Here is a 16,577-nt window from a genome sequence, read left to right on the forward strand (position 1 = left end):
TTCCCCCTGTCAGCTCCTCACTACGGCGCGGTGAGCCATTTTCTGTGACACGACCCCGGCGCGCGATCACGGCCGGATCCCGCCGACGTACCGGGTGCGGCCATGAACGCCGCGCGCCGCTGGGCCGGCCGGATGGCGGCAGGCTGGGAGCGTGCGAGGAGCCGGCACGGCTGGCTCGATCACACGGTCCGCGCGCTGATCCGCTACGACAAGGCCGACGCCGGCCGGCTGTCGGCCGCGCTCACCTACTACGCCTTCTTCGCCACTTTCGCCCTGGCCCTGCTGGGATTCGCCATCCTCAGCCGCATCCTGGACTATCCGCCGGCGCTGACCGAGATGCAGCGCTACCTGAGCGACACCTTCCCGCGCCTGGACGTGCAGGCGTTACGCAACGCCGGAGGCACGGCCGGGCTGGTGGCCTGCGTGGTGCTGCCGCTGACGGGCCTGTTCTGGATGGACACGCTGCGCTCGGCGACCAGGGCGATCTGGCGGCTCGAGGAGTATCCGGGCAACTTCTTCCTGCGCCAGGTCATCGACCTGGGCATCGTGGCCGGGCTCGGGGTGCTGCTCTCCCTGTCGCTCACCGTCGCCTTCGCCGCCGAGTGGGTGCTGACCTGGCTCGCCGTGAGCACCGTGGGTGTGGACGCCACCCCGGCCCGGGGGGTGCTGTCGGTGACGGCGTTCGTACTGGGACTGGCCGTCAACACCTTGCTGGCCATGGCGCTGCTGACCGCGCCACCACGGCTGCACCTGCCGCTACGGCGGTTGATCGCGCCGGCGCTCGTCATCACGATCGGCCTGGAGATCCTCAAGACGCTCGGCCAGGCCCTGCTCAACCTCACCGCCGCCAACCCCGCCTACCAGGTCGTCGCCGGGGCGGTGGCGATGCTGCTCTTCCTCAAGGTGCTCAACCAGCTCATCCTGTTCGCCACCGCGCTGGCGGCCACCAGCGCCACCGGGGACGTCACCGACCTGGCCACGCGGCCAGACCGATCGGGACCCGCGTAGGCGGGCCGCGCCGTCCATACCGAGGTCAGACGGTGGGGCCCAGCCCGGCGATGCGCTGCTCGCGCACGTCCTGCAACGCCCGCAGGTAGCCGATCTCCAAGGCGCGGCAGATCAGGTTGTTCATCTCGGCGGAGCCGTCGAGTCGCCCCCAGCTGGAGAACTCGTTGGACACCGCCTCGTCGGCCACCCGCTCGTCGCCGGCGTCACCGGGACGTGGCCCGTCGTAACGGATCCGGCCGATGAACTCGCTCCATTCCTCCAGCTCGGCGCGCGCGTCATCGTCGTCGTTGCTCATACTGGCCATCGTGACCCATGATCACTCTCTTCGCGAGCCATCCGGCGTACTCGGCGATGCTGCGCTCTTTGATGAGCCACTGCCAGGACCGCCGCCAAGGCGGTGTCCGCCCCTTCATTGGAGACAGCTTCTTGGGAGGGAGGCCCCGGCATCGTGCAGGGTGATGCCGGGGCGCGACGTCGTAGGTCGGCGCCAGTCGGGTCGCTGGGGACCACCGCGTGAGGTCGGGGGGAGTGCCCACGTAGCGGGCACTCCCCCGTGATCTCCTACGCGGTGTCCAGACCGGAGTGAGCGGCGGGCTCCCGGCTCGGGACGGCTGTGCCGCCGGGGTCGGCTCCTGGGTCGGCTCCTGGGTCGGCTCCGCCGAGATCGAGACGGAAGGGCGGGTACCGGTCGGTCATCAGGGCCGCGTAGCCGGCGACCCGCAGCCCCCAGCGGTTCAGACCGAGGATGAGATCGAACAGTGGCCGGGGGTACCGGCCGGTGACGGCGAGTGCGACCCCGGCGATCAGGACGAGCAGTGCGACCAGACCGCCGCCGCCCCAGCTCCATATCTCGCCGCCGGCCTGCCGGCTCAACCACGCGCTGCCGCTGAACAGGATCCCGACGACCAGGAGGTGCGGGACGGCCAGGAGCCACTTCACCAGAACGAGACCGCGGTGCAGCCGCGCCGGGTACTCGACGCGCAGTCCGGCCGGGTATCCGGGGATCTCCCGCAGCGCGAACGGCGGGTAGCGGTCGGTGCCGAGCACGTTGTAGGCGTAATAGCCCGCTCGCCAGCTCCAGCGGAGAACACCGACGTTGAAGTCGAAGATCGGCCGCGGAAACCGGCCGGTGATCACGATCGCGACCAGCGCGATCAGGGTGAGCAGGCAGAAGGCGATCCACAGCGGGATCAGAATCAGCACGTGCGGAACGATCAGCAGCCATTTCACCAGCCATAACCAGCGGGACAGAGAAACGTCCTGCTGGGCGTGCACCCGGATCGGGTACGGCCGGACCGCGGGTGTGGGGGCTCGCGTGGCGAACGGGGTTGTCGAGCTCATGGTCGGTTCCTCTCTTGTCAGAGAGCCGGAGGAAGGCGGGGGTCGCACATGAGCGCCCGGCTACGGGCGTCCCTGGTCGCGCCGAGGGACCGGGTAGTGTCCGTCTTCGTCGGAAGTCGGTGAACGCCGGGAACGGCGCCGCGGCGCAGGCTCAGGTTACGGCGGGTCGCGCGGGCTCGAGATCGGTGAGGCGGCCACCCTCGTTCTCCCAGGAGGCCGAGCCGTCGCGGCCGGGTGTGCCCTCGTCCGCGGCACCGGGCTGGAGGATGTCAGCGGGACGGACACCGACCGTGCCTGCGGCGGCGAGCGTGAGCGCGGCCATGGCCTGGACGTTCGCGGTGCCGGGGGGAATGACCAGCAAGGTGATGGGCGCGGTCCCCGCGACGCTCAGGGTGATCAGGTGTGGGTCGGCGCTGAGGAACCAGCCCACCCTGACCTGGCGGCCGCGGGCCGGGATGCGGGCCGGGATGTTGTCCCATGCGTCCCGATACAGGCCCACACGCAGAACGGCCCTGCCAAGCCGCTCGTCGACGGCCGAGATGAGGGCGGGCAGCTCGCCGGCGGTGTCGCGGCTGCGGGGCCACCACGCCCCGTCGACGGTGCCTCTCCGGTCAAGGAGGGCGTTCAGGCTGAGCCTGAGCGCGGAATGAGCCGGGGGGACGGCAGCGGTAATGGGGTTCGACGGTGTGCGGAATGTTGTTGTTGTCATCATCGCTGCCTGGCCTGTCAAGCCCGAATCATGGGCCGGAAGTGGTCTATCGCCGCGGGCGACGCCAACTGAATGCCAACGCACGAAATGTCCTCGGTATTTTCATTGTACCTCTTTTCGCGAGAAAAAGGAACGAAATCAAGTCGTTATCGGTGAAATCAGCACGGTTATCGATCGTGGTGATAACAAGGTCGGCGATTACTTGTTTCCTGCTCCCGGTCCGGAGAGCATCCTTGGGACAGCTCGGAGCCCTGCATATTGCCGTTTCGAGCGATGAGCAAATAGCCGGTCCAAATATGGAGGAGCCATGAATCGTGTCATTGTCGTGGGAGCCGACGGGTCGGAAGCCGCGACCGCGGCCGTCGAATGGGCGGCCGACGCCGCCGCACGCGCGGCCACCCGGCTCCGCATCGTGCACGTCGTGGACCGCTCGCCGTACGAGATCGCCAAGTTCTCCACCCCGGACCAAGGTGATGCCATCGCGCTCAGCGCGCAGAGCGTTCTGAGCGAGGCAGAGGAGGTCGCGCGCAAGCGACAGCCCGGCCTCGACGTCGCCGGCGAGCTCCATGAGGGTGCCGCCGCCGCGGTGCTGCGTGGTCAAGCCGGCAACTCCGCCGAGATCGTGATCGGCGCCAGAGGCCTTGGTGGCTTCCCCGGAGCCGTGCTGGGCTCGGTGAGCACCCACGTGGCCGGGCACGCGCACGGTCCCGTGGTCGTCGTCCGCGCGGCTCCCGACGTCGCCCATGGGGAGGTCGTCATCGGGCTGGACGACTATCACGCCGGTGAACCGGCCCTCGCGTACGCTTTCGAGCAGGCGATGCTCCGCGCGAGCAGGCTGCGCGCCGTGTACGCGTGGCAACCGCCGCCCCACGCCCACATCCCCGAAAGCGCCCATGACCTGGACGAGATCCACGCCGCCCAGTGTCGGACCGCTGCCGGCATCCTCCTGGGATGGCGGCAGCGATATCCGCAGGTCCAGGTGATCGAGGACGTCCGGCGCGCCCACCCGGTCGACGCCCTCGCCCGCGCCTCCGAGAAGGCGGATCTGGTCGTCGTGGGCTCCCAGGGCCGAGGAGCGATCGGCACCGTGATGCTCGGATCCGTCACCCTCGGCGTCCTGCACCACGCGCGCAGCTCCGTCGTGGTGGTACGGCCATGACGGCGCCCTGGCCGGAGACCTGAGCCCCGGCCGGCGGCCGGCAGAGCAGGTCAGCCGGCAGGATCGCTGCTGACCAGCGGCTCGGGCGGCGCCGGCGATACGTCGGACCGGGCTACCGGGCCGAACACGAGCTTGTCAGATGGCGGCGGCAGCCTGCTCTTGCCTTCGTTGCCGGGCCTCGGCACGGGCACGAGCGGGAGCGGCGGCAGGTCAGCGGTTTCGTGGTGGTGTTCGTGTTCGTCGTCGTTGTGCAGGTTCATGTCGTGTCACCTTTTCGCGAGACGGTCCGGGGGTCTCCCTGGAGCGTCGGCTGGTCGTAGCGGGTGCCCTCGGCGAGCTGAGGGTGGTGTTCGCCGGTGTCGTCGAGAAGGTCCTGGAACAGGACGTGGTAGTGCACCATGGCCTGTCGCAGGTCCTCGGTGGAGACACTGCCTTGGGCGGCGCGGGCGCTGATCTCGTGGGCCTGCCGGTAGCGGTGCAGCGTCCGGCCGTGCACCACCGGCCATTCCGGTTCCCGGTTGACGAGGTCCTCGGTGGGATATCCCCGTTCGGTCATGGTGGCCGTGACCAGCCGGTGAGCCGCGCTCATTGCCGGGCCCGGCGCGATGGCGAACTGCTTCTGGATCGTTGTCCAGCGTTCGATGCAGGCCTGCCGTGACTCGGAGGTGAGCGGCTTGATGTCGAGGGTGGCGATTCGCCCTGGCCGGGCTCGTGGATCCTGCTCGGCCCCGCTGCGGTCGTCTGCTTCGTTCGGCACGGCCTGGTTTCGGCGGGTGACGTGCCGGAGAATGCGTTCCCAGCGCTGCTGCACCATGACGAAACCGATGGCCGCGACCAGGATCGCCACCACAGCGACCGCGACGATTGTGGTCATCGAGGGCATGTCTGTCTCCACGAGTTGCATGAGGATCCGGTCAACCGTCTCTCCCGGCTGGTCAGGGCGGGCGACTACCGGGAGGTCCGTGGCCGCGAGCTCGCCTGGCGGCGTGGCCTACCGGCTCTTTCCGATTCGGGCGTGGCCGGTGGTCGATGGCATCCTGCCGGCTGCGGGCGGTCGACTGGCTCCAGCGTGACCCGGTGCGGAGCAAGGCCAGCAACAATCCGAGAGCACCGCCGAGCATCAGGACGATCCCCGCGCCACGCAGTGCGAATCCGCCCACCGACCCGTCGTCCGGCGCGAAGGTGAGGATGGCGCCGAAGGCGATGACCGCGATGGCTCCGGCGATGACCATCACGCGAGCTTTCCGCCACAGCCGGGGCGCGAGCTTCGCAGGGCGCTCGGCGGGCTCATCGGCGGCCTGCCCGGCGATTCGAGCGTCTGCCGGTGATCAGGTGGTGGCCGGGCGGCACGACTGCCGGCATTCCGGCCACGGCACCGGCGACCGGTCCGAGGATGTTCCAGGCGATGATGTCCATGGCCGTACTCCTCTGGCGGTGCATCGATGGCTGCACGGGATCGGTCTTCCGGACCGGTCGAAGCAGGGGGCCGCGGTCCGGCAGGCTCACGCCGAGTGCTCGTTCCAGCCGCTGGATCTGCCGGCAGAGCGGCTGCCAGGCTCGCTACCGTGGCGGAGTGGGAACGTCCTTGCTCGCGACCTGGCGACGCTGGTTACCGGTCGCGCGGCCGAAGCGCCGCCTGACCCAGCCCTTGAGGGCCTGTACCTTGTTGTCGATCTCCCATCGCAAGCTCATCGCGCTTTCCTTTCACCGCGCAGCTCGGTCATCCGGCCCGGGCGTGGATCTCGTTGATCCGTACACGTCCATGAGCCATGAGCCTGCGGATTCGCCGCGGATACGCGGCGTAGAGCCCCAGTGTGCTTCCCGGCCGACGATGCGGAAACGAGCAATCACGGTCGCGGTTATCACTGGAATCGATGAGCATTCTCGTACGCGGGACGCGGCACAGGACTGGGGCGGTGGCCTCGCCCGGCCGATCACCACGACAACGCGACACCGGTGGGCGGCCATGAAGGCGGCGAAGCCGCAGGCTGCATCGATCAGTCTCCTGCCGGGGCGCGGGCGGGTGGTGGCGGGCCGGCGCGGCGGCGCTGGGTGCGCTCGTGGTCGGGCCAGTGCACGTCGCTCACCCAGCCGGCCCGCTCGAACAGGCGGATCATGGCGGCGGACGGGTCGACCTGGCCGCGATCCACACCGTGCCGGGCGCAGCTGGGCTCGCTGTGGTGGCCGTTGTGCCAGCTCTCGCCGAAGGACAGCAGGGCCAGCGGCCACACGTTGGTCGAGCGGTCGTGGCGCCGGGTCTTGAAGGGCCTGTCGCCGATGACGTGGCAGAGCGAGTTGACGCTCCAGGTGACGTGCTGGAGCAGCGCGATGCGGATCAGCCCGGCCCACAGGAAGGCGGTCAGGCCGCCGTACAGGGTGCCGGAGAACGCCCATCCGGCCAGGAACGGCAGCGCCAGCGACAGCGCGCACAACGCGGGGAAGGCCCGGGCGACGCGTCGCATGGCCGGCTCCGCCAGCAGATCCGGGGCGTACCGGTCGGCCGGGGTCCGGTCGTCGGTGAACAACCAGCCCAGATGGGCGTGGGCAAGCCCCCGAAGCTGCCCGCGCAGGCCGGTGCCGTACCGGTAGGGGGAGTGCGGATCGCCCGGCCGGTCGGTGAACGCGTGATGGCGGCGGTGCACGGCCACCCAGTCGATCACGTTCCCCTGGAAGCCCATCGACCCGGCGACCGCCAGCGTCACGCGCAACCACGGCCGCGCGGTGAAGGAGGCATGGGTGAGCAGCCGATGGAACCCGACCGTCACCCCCAGACCGGTCACCACGTACAGGATCGCCGCCAGCAAGAGGTCGGTGAACGTGACTCCCTGCCCCCATGCCAGGAAGATCGCGACGCCGAGCGCGATGAACGGCAGGACCACGATCGCGGCCGTCAGCCCCACCTGGGCCCTGCCGGCAGGAACGTGCTCTTCCGCCCCGGGGAAGGGCGACGTGCCGTCGTAGTACTGGCGGCGTTCCGCCGCCTGCTCGGAAATGGTCACATGGCTTCTTTCGTCTCGTCTACACGGTCCGGCGGTGCACGTAGCACCAGCGCCAGGTCGACCTCGGTCCCAGGGTGGCGACCACCGGGTGGTCGGTCTCCTGGTAGTGGGCGCGGGCGTGGCCGCCGCGCGAATCGTCGGAACAGGCCACCCACCCGCAGGTCAGGCACACCAGTAGCCGCATCCAGGTCTGTCCGAGGGCCAGGCATTGCTTGCATTCGGGCAGTCCGTACACCACAGCCGAGAACTGGTCGACGTGATCGCAGCGTGGGGCCTGACCGTTCAGGCCCGAGCGGTCGGTGGCGTCTGTTCCTTGTATGTCCAGGGTCATGACGACCCCCTCACGGTGACAGCGACGCAAGCTGCGCCGTCTGGTCACCGACCAGTCAAGGTGACCCGCGAGCGGACGGAAACACGCAATCCCAGCTAAGCTCATCAGCTACCGCGATAGCGAGCCTGCAGCACGTTCCCGATATGCCGTGGAATTCGACGCCGAACGCGCCACGGAAGCCGAGTCGGTCTTTGACCGTCCGCATGGCATGCCGTTCGAGGCGCGTAGAGCCGGGCATTCGGGAACGCCGCGTCCGCGCCGCTTTCGCACCGGGTCCGGGCCATCTTCTGAGACGGCCGCAGCCCGTCATCCCTCCCTTCTGGCGAGCGCCTGCTCGGCCTCGGTGCTGAGCAAGCGGGCGGCGGCGGCCACCTCGGCGAGCTGACCGGGCGTCATCGCATCCAGGCAGGCGGCGAGCCGCTGCCGGTCATCGCGGCACGCCATGCTCACCGCGCGCCGAAAGGCGAGCGTGCGCGCGGCGACGCCAATCTCCTTCAAGACCTCGGCCAGTGCCTGAACCATGTCGGCGTTCGGGTCCGGCGGCCGCGAAGGTCGGGCATTCAACGTCGTTCACCTTGCCGTCCTCGATCCCACGACACACGCCATGAGGGGCAGCCGTCGAACCGGCCCGGTCGCCATGCCGGCGTCCACGGGGTGTTCACACCTGGTGATAAGCAGGACACAGATTGCCGCCTTCCGTCTGGTCGACCCTCTTGGACGATCACATCACGGCACCCGACTGCTCTGCTCACGACGGCCACAGCGATCGTGTTCATGGCCGCCTCCCCCTGGCCGCGTCGTCCCCTACCACCCGACCGCAGGAGACAGCATGACCACCGCGACGATCTCACACCAGAACGAATTCCGACCGGCTCCCGCACATCACGCCGCTCGTCGAGCTCGCGGGCCCGCGGATCGAGGGCGATCCGCGGGTCCGCCACATCCCGGCGACCGCGGTGGCCGACCACACCCGAAAGGCGTTTTCGCGAAAGTCCAAACTCTTGTCGGCTACGGGACTCCAGTCGGCGATGGAGGGAAGTTGACCTCCGAAGCAGACGAATTTGGTCCCTTTCGGGAGGCAGAGTGAGAGATCGTGATGGCGGGCGGTCCATCCTGGTGGGCTACGACGAATCACCGGGAAGCGAGCAGGCGTTGCGATGGGCGGCCGAGGAGGCGCAGCTAAGGGACTGTCCGGTACTGGTCTGCCACGCGTGGCAGTGGCCATACCCCTTGCGCCCCATCAGCGAGGAGATACTGGCGCAGGTCGAGCACGTCGCCACCACCGTGGTGCAGAACGGGGCCGACCACGTACGCGAATATCGGACCGGCATCAAGGTCCGGCCGCTCCTGACCAAGGGCCCGGTCTCGGCGGTGTTGCTGGAGGCCGCGCACGAGGCCGAACTCGTGGTGCTGGGCTCCCGGGGGGTGGGCGGATTCGAGGACCTGAGGGTGGGGTCGGCGGCCGTGCAGGTGCCCGCGCACAGTGCCCGGCCGGTGGTGGTCGTCCGCCCCGCGGCCGAGCCGGCGGACCAGTACGGCGCCCGGATCGTTGTCGGCGTCGACGGCTCCCCCGCGAGTCAGGAGGCCTTCGGCTTCGCCCTGCGCGAGGCAACCTTGCGTGGCGGCACGGTGACGGCCGTCTGCGCTTGGTGGGATCCCGGCGCCCTGCCCGGGCCTGACCGGCTCCCCTTCGTGGACGCCGCGGCGGTGCGGGCCGGAGCGGAGACCCGCTTCCAGCAGGTGGTGTCGGCGCTGACCGCTCAGTACCCGGACGTGCCGGTGACCACCGAATTCGTGGCCGAGCGGCCCCCGCGCGCGATCGTCGAAGCCGCCAGGGGCGCGACGTTGCTCGTACTGGGGCGCAGCGGGCTCGGCTCCGGAAAACGCACCCTGCTGGGGGCCGTCACGCAGGCTGCCCTGTCCGAGGTTCACTGCCCGGTGGCCGTGACCCCGCCACCGGACTGACGACCACGGTCACGGGTCAAACCGGTACGTCGCCGCATACCAGCCGCGGGCCGACCGGCGACGGCGCGACGACCCGGATCGGCCGCATCGCCTGCGGCCTGTCCCGCATCGCCGCGGGCGGGATCGGATCGGGGCCCGGAATGCCGCCGACGGCGCCCTGGGCGAGCGGCGGATCGAGGATGGGTGAGGGGCGGACAGAAACGACGGACTTGCGCCTACCGTGCATCAGCAACCTTCATGCACTCCACGCGATCGGTACGCGATCGCAGATGAAGGACCACCGGGGGACGGGGCAGCCCATTGGCCTCCGCCACCTTTGCCCTCAAATTTCCCCATCATGCCAAGCCGGTCCGCCACCACCGATCTCGTCCCCGGGAGCGGCCGGACCTCTGGTGATCAGTTGTGGTGATGGCGCCTTGCGAAATCGGCTGTTTCCGTCCGGCCCCCCGTGGCGTTGGCTCGGGACGGACGAGCGTCGGAAGGAGTGAGGGTGCCCATGTCGCGGCAGATGAGGGTGGCGCTGCTGGGACCGGTCGCCTGGCGTACGCCTCCGCACCACTACGGCCCATGGGAGCAGGTCACGAGCCTGCTCGCCGAGGGGCTCACCGCCGCCGGGATCGATGTGACGCTGTTCGCCACGCTGGACTCCGTCACTTCCGCATCGCTGGACGGAGTGTGCCCGCGCGGGTACGCCGACGATCCATCGCTCGACGGGCGGGTGTGGGAGGCGATGCATGTCGCGCACGCGTTGAGCCGTTCGGGCGAGTTCGACCTCGTGCACAACCATCTCGACTGGCTGCCCCTGGCCTTCGCCGAGCATTGCCGGGCCCCGTTGCTCACCACCGTTCACGGATTCTCCGGAAGGGGAATCCTGCCGGCCTACGCCCGTGCCGGGTCCGCCTACGTGTCCATCTCGGACGCGGACCGGGCCCCGGAGCTGGACTACGTCGCCACGGTGCACCACGGCATCGATCTCGACGCCTTCCCCTTCGACCCGGTGGGCGGCCGGCGGCTGATCGCGTTCGGCCGCATTCATCCCGACAAGGGCACACACACGGCCATCGAGATCGCCCGGCGGGCCGGCATGCCGCTGACCATCTGCGGGATCGTCCAGGACGAGCGGTACTTCGAGAAGGAGGTCGCTCCGAAGATCGACGGAGAGCAGGTCAGGTACCTCGGATCGGTGGGACCTGGACGGCGGGGCGAGATCCTCGGCGGCGGGGCCGCCCTGCTGCATCCCATCGCGTTCGACGAGCCCTTCGGCCTGTCGGTGGTCGAGTCGATGGCCTGCGGCACACCCGTCATCGCCTACCGGCGCGGATCCATGGCCGAAGTCGTGGACCACGGAGTGACGGGTTTCCTGGTGGACGGCCTCGACGAGGCGGTCACCGCGCTGGCGCGCATCTCGACGATCGATCGCGCGGGCTGCCGCGCGCGGGCCGAACGCAGGTTCAGTGCAGATCAGATGGTGGCCAGTTACTTGCGCATCTATCGCGAAAAATTAGGACGAAGTTAGCGGCTGATACTGTCAGGTGGACGTAGACCACGCCATCGGCCGAGGGTCGCGACAGCCGGGCCCCCGCATGAGGACGGGCCCCCGGTGAAGGCTCCGGGTTCCACCGCACATCCTGACGGGGTAGCCGTCTTCACCGAAAGAGCCGCATCGGCATCCCTTCTGGTGCGGCCGACCGAAAGGCATGGCAGTTGGCCTTCACATACGGCTTTCTCAGCACCCATCCGCCCACCCAGTGCGGTCTCGCGACCTTCAACTCCGCGCTGGCCGCCCATCTCACCGGGGGCGGCTTGTTCGGCGGCATCGTCCGTGTCACCGCGGAAGGCGACGACGAACGCCCGCAGCCCGGGGTCGTGCACACCTGGACCCCCGGCGGACTCGGCGGCTGGAGAGCCGCGGCCACCGCTCTGGAGAGCTTCGATGTGGCCATCGTGCAGCACGAGTACGGCATCTACCCCGGTCGCGACGGCCAGGACGTCCTGCCGCTGCTCCGGTGCCTCACCGTGCCGAGCATCGTGGTCCTGCACACCGTCCTGGCCAGGCCCACTCCCCGGCAGAAGGCCCTGCTCGAGGAGATCGCCGCCGCCGCCGACGCGATCGTGACCATGACCGGCACCGCTCGTGACCGGCTGACGGCCGGCTACCGGGTGGACACCGGCAAGGTGTTCGTCATTCCGCACGGGGCCGCCGACCACATGCGGGTCCCGGCCCAGCGCCGCTCCCGTCCGCACCTGCTCACCTGGGGACTGCTCGGCCCCGGCAAGGGCATCGAGTGGGCGTTGCGCGCGCTGGCCCTCCTGGGAGGCCTCGACCCGCCACCGATCTACACGATCGCCGGAAAGACCCACCCCAAGGTGCTGGAGCACCAGGGCGAGGCCTATCGTGACGGGCTGTACGAGCTCGCCGCCCGGCTCGGGGTGTCCACGGCCGTCCGGCACGACCCTGTCTACCGGGACCAGGACTCGCTGAGCCGGCTGGTCCGCTCGGCAGACGTCGTCGTCCTGCCCTATGACTCCGCGGAGCAGGTCACCTCCGGTGTCCTCATCGAGGCCGTGGCCGCGGGCGTGCCGGTCGTCGCCACCTCGTTCCCGCACGCCGTGGAGCTGCTCTCCAGCGGTCCTGGACTGCTCGTTCCGCACGGGGACCCCACGGAGCTCGCCTCCGCCGTACGCCGGGTCCTCACCGAACCCGGGCTGGCCGGCAAACTCACCGGGCGTACCCGCGGCCTGATCCCGACCCTGTTGTGGCCCGCGGTCGCGGCCCGGTACGACGGCCTCGTCCGCGCGCTCGTCGCCGGGCGGCCCGCCCCGGCGGTCGCGATGCAGCCATGAGCGCCCTCACCCCCGGCTACCAGCACCTGCTCCGGCTGAGCGACGACACCGGGCTGTTCGAGCACGCCCGGGGCGCTCTCGTCCGCCGCGATCACGGTTACTGCACCGACGACGTCGCCCGCGGGCTCGTCGTCGTCAGCCGCGAGCCGCACCCCGCCCACCGGCTGACCCGGCTTGCGGAGTCCTACCTCGCCTTCCTCACCCACGCTCAGGACCGTACCGGCGCGTTCCGCAACCGGCTCTCCTTCGACCGGCGCTGGAGCGACCGGCCGGGCGTCGGCGACTGGTGGGGACGGGCGATGTGGGGCTTGGGCACCGCGGCGGCCCGCAGCCCGGCTCCGTGGATCCGGGAGGAGGCGCTGCTCGCCTTCGCCCTCGGCGCCGAACAGCGCTCCCCGCATCCGCGCGCCATGGTCTTCGCCGGGCTCGGCGCGGCCGAGGTCCTGCGTGCCAGTCCTGACAGCACCGTGGCCGCCGGCCTGCTGACGGACGCCGCGGCGGCGATCGGCGCTCCCTCGGAGAACCCCTCCTGGCCGTGGCCGCAACCGCACCTGACCTACGCCAACGCCGCTCTCGCCGAGGTGGCCATCGCCGCCGGAGAGCTGAGCGACGACCGGCAGCTGCTCGCCTCCGGCCTGCACATGCTCGCCTGGCTGTGGGAGATCCAGACGACGGACGGCCGGCTCGCGGTGGTTCCCGCCACCGGCTGGCGCCCGGACGCGCCGCGATCCCGCTTCGACCAGCAGCCGATCGAGGTGGCCGCACTCGCCGACGCCTGCGCCACCGCCGCCCGCGCGACGGGTGACCAGGCTTGGCGGGAGAAGGTACGGCAGGCGGTGGCGTGGTTCCAGGGCGCCAACGACGCCGGTGCCCTGATGTGGGACCCGGCGACCGGCGGAGGCTACGACGGTCTGACCGAGCACGGCCCGAACCTCAACCAGGGCGCGGAGTCGACCCTCGCGCTGATCTCCACCATGCAGTACGCCGAGCGGCGCCCATGACCGGCGGAGATCTGGCCACGCGGCTCGGCCCGACGCTCGCTCCCGACCCGCGAAGAGTGATCATCAAGCTCTTCGTGCCCGGCGAGGACGCCGCGCTCACCCGGACACGAGCCGCTGCGCTGATCGACCGCATCATGCTCCTCGACGACGACCAGACGACCGGGATGCTCCAGGAGACCCTGCGGCGATTCGGCGGCCGGCACCACGACCTCGAAGCGGTCTTCGCCCATCACCACGACCTGGTCCGCCATCGCATCCCGCGCGAGGCGGACCTGTCCCTGCCGGCCCGCCTCCTCGTGGGCGCCTACTTCAGCCACGAGTACGCCGTGGAGGCCGCGGCGGTGTGCAACCCCTCGATGGTCCCCCATCCCGACCAGTCCGGTCTGGGCCCCGGACAGCTGCGCGTGGCGATCAGCCTGCGGCAGATCGGCGAGGGACACCTGTCCTCCATCGGCTTCACCGCGGCGGTGCTCGGTCCGGGCTCCGACCTGGCCCTCGCCGACCGCTCCGGGGTCCTGTCCGTCGGACGCCGGCACCGGACCCACCACCGGCGCGACCTGCTCGCCGCGGGGCTCTCCGACGACGCCTGGGACAACGAGGTGACGGCGACCATGCTGGAGTCCCTGCCGGAACGCTTCGACGACGACGACTTCGAGCAGGCGATCGGCCGGTTGCCCGCCGACCTGCTCACCCGAACCACCACCCAGCGAACCGTGGAGGAGATGCGCCGCGCGACGCGCTCCGACTACGGCGTGGCCTTCCCGGCCGACCTTCCCCTTCACCGGCGGGTGCTCTGGCCGGGGAGCGCGGACGAGAGCAACGGCATGGAGGACGCGCGGTTCGTACGGGTCGTGGACGAGGACGGCCGGCCGTCGTATCGCGCGACCTACACCGCGTACGACGGGCGGCACATCCGTTCCCACCTGATCGAAAGCGATGATCTCCGGCATTTCGCGGTCACCCCCATGCGCGGCCCGGCCGCCGTCAACAAGGGGATGGCCCTGTTCCCGCGGCCGGTCGGGGGACGCCGGCTGGCGCTGTGCCGTTCCGACGGCGAGACCATCGGCCTGACCACCCTCGACGGGCACAACAGATGGCAACGGCCGGTCCCGCTGCACACCCCTCGCCGCGGCTGGGAACTGATCCAGGTGGGCAACTGCGGGTCCCCCATCGAGACCGGGTTCGGCTGGCTCGTCCTGATCCATGGCGTCGGCCCCATGCGCGACTACGCCATGGGCGCCCTGCTGCTCGACTCCGACGAGCCGCATCGCGTCATCGCCGAACTCCCCGGCACGCTCCTGACCGCCGGTGGCACCGAGCGCGACGGATACGTGCCCAACGTCGTCTACTCCTGCGGCGGCCTGCTCCATGACGACGCCGTGTGGCTGCCCTACGGGGCGAGCGACACTCGCATCGGATTCGCCCGCGTGCCGGTCCCCACTCTCGTCGGGGCGATGCGTCCACCACACTGAGCAGGCCGCCCCGCACGCGAGTGCCTCGTTCGGCCGGTGGCTTAATCAGCAGCAATCACCGTAATGGGTACTAAGCTGGCAATTGGGCGGGACACCCGCCGGAGCCCCGACGAGGTCTCCCTCGCAGACCCATGCCAAGGCCAGCAGTCGCCGACTCAGTACGCCGGACGATGTCGCGCGGTGATCACACCGCCCGTTCCGTGGAACGCGTGGGAACCACCTGGGGGCATCATGGCCGACGGCCGGCACCGAAGACCCGCTGATCGAGCACGGCCCGAAGCCGAGGCCGTGCGCCCCGCCGACACGGTGCCCCGCTGACAGACGGCCGCGCTCACCCGGCATACCCCGTTCGGCCAGGAGGCTTGAGATGTTCGAGAAGTTCACCGACCAAGCGAGGCATGCCGTCGTCCTGGCCCAGCAGGAGGCCCGGACGCTCAACCATAATTTCATCGGCACCGAGCACATCCTGCTCGGTCTGCTCCATGAGGGTGAGGGTTTGGCCGCGAAGGCTCTGGGGAGTCTCGGCGTCAGCCTTGAGGGGGTTCGCCGGCAGGTCGAGGAGATCATCGGCCAGGGCCGGCCGGCCGAGTCTGAGCACATTCCGTTCACCCTGCGTGCCAAGAAGGTCCTCGAACTCTCGGTCCGCGAGGCTTTGCAGCTCGGTCATGACCACATCGGCACCGAGCACATCCTGCTCGGGCTGATCCGCGAAGGCGAAGGCGTGGCCACCCAGGTGCTGGTCAAGCTCGAGGCCGATCCCGGGCGGGTCCGGGACTGGATCCTCCAGTCGCTCTCCGGCGGCACGACCGAGCAGCCGGCCGCGCCCATGGCCTTCCAGGAGGCGCCCCGGCCGACCTCCGCGATGCTCGACCAGTTCGGCCGCAACCTGACCCAGGCCGCCCGCGACAGCAGGCTCGATCCGGTCATCGGCCGCGAGAAGGAGATCGAGCGGCTCATGCAGGTCCTCTCCCGGAGGACCAAGAACAACCCGGTTCTCATCGGCGAGCCCGGCGTCGGCAAGACCGCCGTCGTCGAGGGCCTGTCACAGAAGATCGTCAGCGGCGAGGTCCCCGAGACGCTGAAGGACAAGCAGCTCTACACGCTCGACCTCGGCGCCCTGATCGCCGGCTCGCGCTACCGCGGTGACTTCGAGGAGCGCCTGAAGAAGGTGCTCAAGGAGATCCGCACGCGCGGCGACATCATCCTGTTCATCGACGAGCTGCACACGCTCGTGGGTGCGGGCGCCGCCGAGGGCGCGATCGACGCCGCCAGCATCCTCAAGCCGATGCTGGCCCGCGGCGAGCTGCAGACGATCGGCGCGACCACGCTGGACGAATACCGCAAACACTTCGAGAAGGACGCCGCGCTCGCCCGCCGCTTCCAGCCGGTCCTGGTCGCCGAGCCCTCGCTCAGCCACGCGATCGAGATGCTCAAGGGCCTGCGCAAGCACTACGAGGCGCACCACGCCGTCACGATCACCGACGACGCGCTGGTGGCCGCCGCGCAGCTGGCCGACCGCTACGTCAGCGACCGCTACCTGCCCGACAAGGCCATCGACCTGATCGACGAGGCGGGGGCGCGGCTGCGGATCCACCGGATGACCGCCTCGGACGGCGCGCACGTCGAGGACGTCGTCACCGAGGAGCTGGTCGCCGAGGTCCTGGCGACCGCCACCGGCATCCCGGTCTTCAAGCTGACCGAGGAGGAGTCGCAGCGCCTGCTCCGCATGGAGGACGAGCTGCACAAGC

At 70.1% G+C, this 16,577-nt stretch carries 19 protein-coding genes; 8 read left to right on the forward strand and 11 right to left on the reverse strand.

Annotation, left to right across the window (positions count from 1 at the left end; translation table 11 throughout):
* The first annotated feature begins 102 nt into the window (after window positions 1–102).
* Complete coding sequence (locus tag ACTWPW_RS43910) at window positions 103–1,008, forward strand: YihY/virulence factor BrkB family protein (protein WP_443172212.1); 906 nt, start codon at window positions 103–105, stop codon at window positions 1,006–1,008.
* A gap of 25 nt (window positions 1,009–1,033) precedes the next feature.
* Here the strand turns inward: ACTWPW_RS43910 and ACTWPW_RS43915 are convergent, their stop codons facing one another.
* From ACTWPW_RS43915 to ACTWPW_RS43925, 3 genes are all read right to left on the reverse strand, one after another.
* On the reverse strand, window positions 1,034–1,303 hold the full coding sequence (locus ACTWPW_RS43915; RefSeq protein ID WP_375108105.1) for a hypothetical protein: 270 nt from the start codon (window positions 1,301–1,303) through the stop codon (window positions 1,034–1,036).
* 266 nt (window positions 1,304–1,569) lie between these two features.
* The gene (locus tag ACTWPW_RS43920; protein ID WP_443172213.1) at window positions 1,570–2,349 is read right to left on the reverse strand and encodes a DUF4389 domain-containing protein; all 780 of its coding nucleotides are present in this window, start codon (window positions 2,347–2,349) and stop codon (window positions 1,570–1,572) included.
* Window positions 2,350–2,500: 151 nt separating this feature from the next.
* Complete coding sequence (locus ACTWPW_RS43925; protein ID WP_443172214.1) at window positions 2,501–3,079, reverse strand: DUF5994 family protein; 579 nt, start codon at window positions 3,077–3,079, stop codon at window positions 2,501–2,503.
* Between the two features lie 286 nt (window positions 3,080–3,365).
* Here ACTWPW_RS43925 and ACTWPW_RS43930 point away from each other — a divergent pair, with 286 nt between their 5' ends.
* Window positions 3,366–4,217 carry a universal stress protein gene (locus ACTWPW_RS43930; RefSeq protein ID WP_375108108.1) on the forward strand — a complete coding sequence of 284 codons (852 nt, stop codon included), beginning with the start codon at window positions 3,366–3,368 and terminating at the stop codon, window positions 4,215–4,217.
* A 50-nt stretch (window positions 4,218–4,267) separates the two neighbouring features.
* On the opposite strand, the gene ACTWPW_RS43935 is transcribed toward ACTWPW_RS43930, so the two are convergent.
* From ACTWPW_RS43935 to ACTWPW_RS43970, 8 genes are all read right to left on the reverse strand, one after another.
* The gene (locus ACTWPW_RS43935) at window positions 4,268–4,477 is read right to left on the reverse strand and encodes a hypothetical protein (protein WP_375108109.1); all 210 of its coding nucleotides are present in this window, start codon (window positions 4,475–4,477) and stop codon (window positions 4,268–4,270) included.
* Window positions 4,474–5,091 (reverse strand): hypothetical protein, encoded by a 618-nt coding sequence (locus ACTWPW_RS43940; protein WP_375108110.1) that lies wholly within the window; start codon window positions 5,089–5,091, stop codon window positions 4,474–4,476. The genes ACTWPW_RS43935 and ACTWPW_RS43940 overlap by 4 nt, the downstream gene beginning before the upstream one ends.
* A 61-nt stretch (window positions 5,092–5,152) precedes the next feature.
* Window positions 5,153–5,452: a hypothetical protein gene (locus ACTWPW_RS43945; RefSeq protein WP_375108111.1), complete on the reverse strand. Its 300-nt coding sequence runs from the start codon at window positions 5,450–5,452 to the stop codon at window positions 5,153–5,155.
* A gap of 52 nt (window positions 5,453–5,504) precedes the next feature.
* Window positions 5,505–5,633, reverse strand: a complete 129-nt coding sequence (locus tag ACTWPW_RS43950) for a hypothetical protein (protein WP_375108112.1) — start codon at window positions 5,631–5,633, stop codon at window positions 5,505–5,507.
* A 144-nt stretch (window positions 5,634–5,777) separates the two neighbouring features.
* A complete protein-coding gene (locus ACTWPW_RS43955) occupies window positions 5,778–5,909 on the reverse strand; it encodes a hypothetical protein (protein ID WP_375108113.1) in 132 nt (43 codons plus the stop codon).
* 305 nt (window positions 5,910–6,214) lie between these two features.
* Window positions 6,215–7,216 carry an acyl-CoA desaturase gene (locus tag ACTWPW_RS43960; protein WP_443172215.1) on the reverse strand — a complete coding sequence of 334 codons (1,002 nt, stop codon included), beginning with the start codon at window positions 7,214–7,216 and terminating at the stop codon, window positions 6,215–6,217.
* A 19-nt stretch (window positions 7,217–7,235) separates the two neighbouring features.
* The gene (locus tag ACTWPW_RS43965; protein ID WP_375108115.1) at window positions 7,236–7,547 is read right to left on the reverse strand and encodes a UBP-type zinc finger domain-containing protein; all 312 of its coding nucleotides are present in this window, start codon (window positions 7,545–7,547) and stop codon (window positions 7,236–7,238) included.
* A gap of 306 nt (window positions 7,548–7,853) precedes the next feature.
* A complete protein-coding gene (locus tag ACTWPW_RS43970) occupies window positions 7,854–8,111 on the reverse strand; it encodes a hypothetical protein (protein WP_443172216.1) in 258 nt (85 codons plus the stop codon).
* A 519-nt stretch (window positions 8,112–8,630) separates the two neighbouring features.
* Here ACTWPW_RS43970 and ACTWPW_RS43975 point away from each other — a divergent pair.
* From ACTWPW_RS43975 to ACTWPW_RS44000, 6 genes are all read left to right on the forward strand, one after another.
* Complete coding sequence (locus tag ACTWPW_RS43975; RefSeq protein WP_443172217.1) at window positions 8,631–9,512, forward strand: universal stress protein; 882 nt, start codon at window positions 8,631–8,633, stop codon at window positions 9,510–9,512.
* Between the two features lie 496 nt (window positions 9,513–10,008).
* Window positions 10,009–11,028, forward strand: coding sequence for a glycosyltransferase family 4 protein (locus ACTWPW_RS43980; protein WP_443172218.1), 1,020 nt, complete (start codon window positions 10,009–10,011; stop codon window positions 11,026–11,028).
* A 188-nt stretch (window positions 11,029–11,216) separates the two neighbouring features.
* Window positions 11,217–12,356 carry a glycosyltransferase gene (locus ACTWPW_RS43985; RefSeq protein ID WP_443172219.1) on the forward strand — a complete coding sequence of 380 codons (1,140 nt, stop codon included), beginning with the start codon at window positions 11,217–11,219 and terminating at the stop codon, window positions 12,354–12,356.
* On the forward strand, window positions 12,353–13,357 hold the full coding sequence (locus tag ACTWPW_RS43990) for a glycosyltransferase (RefSeq protein ID WP_443172220.1): 1,005 nt from the start codon (window positions 12,353–12,355) through the stop codon (window positions 13,355–13,357). The genes ACTWPW_RS43985 and ACTWPW_RS43990 overlap by 4 nt, the downstream gene beginning before the upstream one ends.
* Window positions 13,354–14,829, forward strand: a complete 1,476-nt coding sequence (locus ACTWPW_RS43995) for a glycoside hydrolase family 130 protein (protein ID WP_443172221.1) — start codon at window positions 13,354–13,356, stop codon at window positions 14,827–14,829. Before ACTWPW_RS43990 ends, ACTWPW_RS43995 begins: the two co-directional genes overlap by 4 nt.
* A gap of 367 nt (window positions 14,830–15,196) precedes the next feature.
* Window positions 15,197–16,577 (forward strand): Clp protease N-terminal domain-containing protein (locus ACTWPW_RS44000; protein WP_443172222.1); only part of this gene is annotated, 1,381 nt, incomplete at its 3' end.

This window comes from Nonomuraea sp. KM90 (assembly GCF_052246675.1).
Classification (GTDB): domain Bacteria; phylum Actinomycetota; class Actinomycetes; order Streptosporangiales; family Streptosporangiaceae; genus Nonomuraea.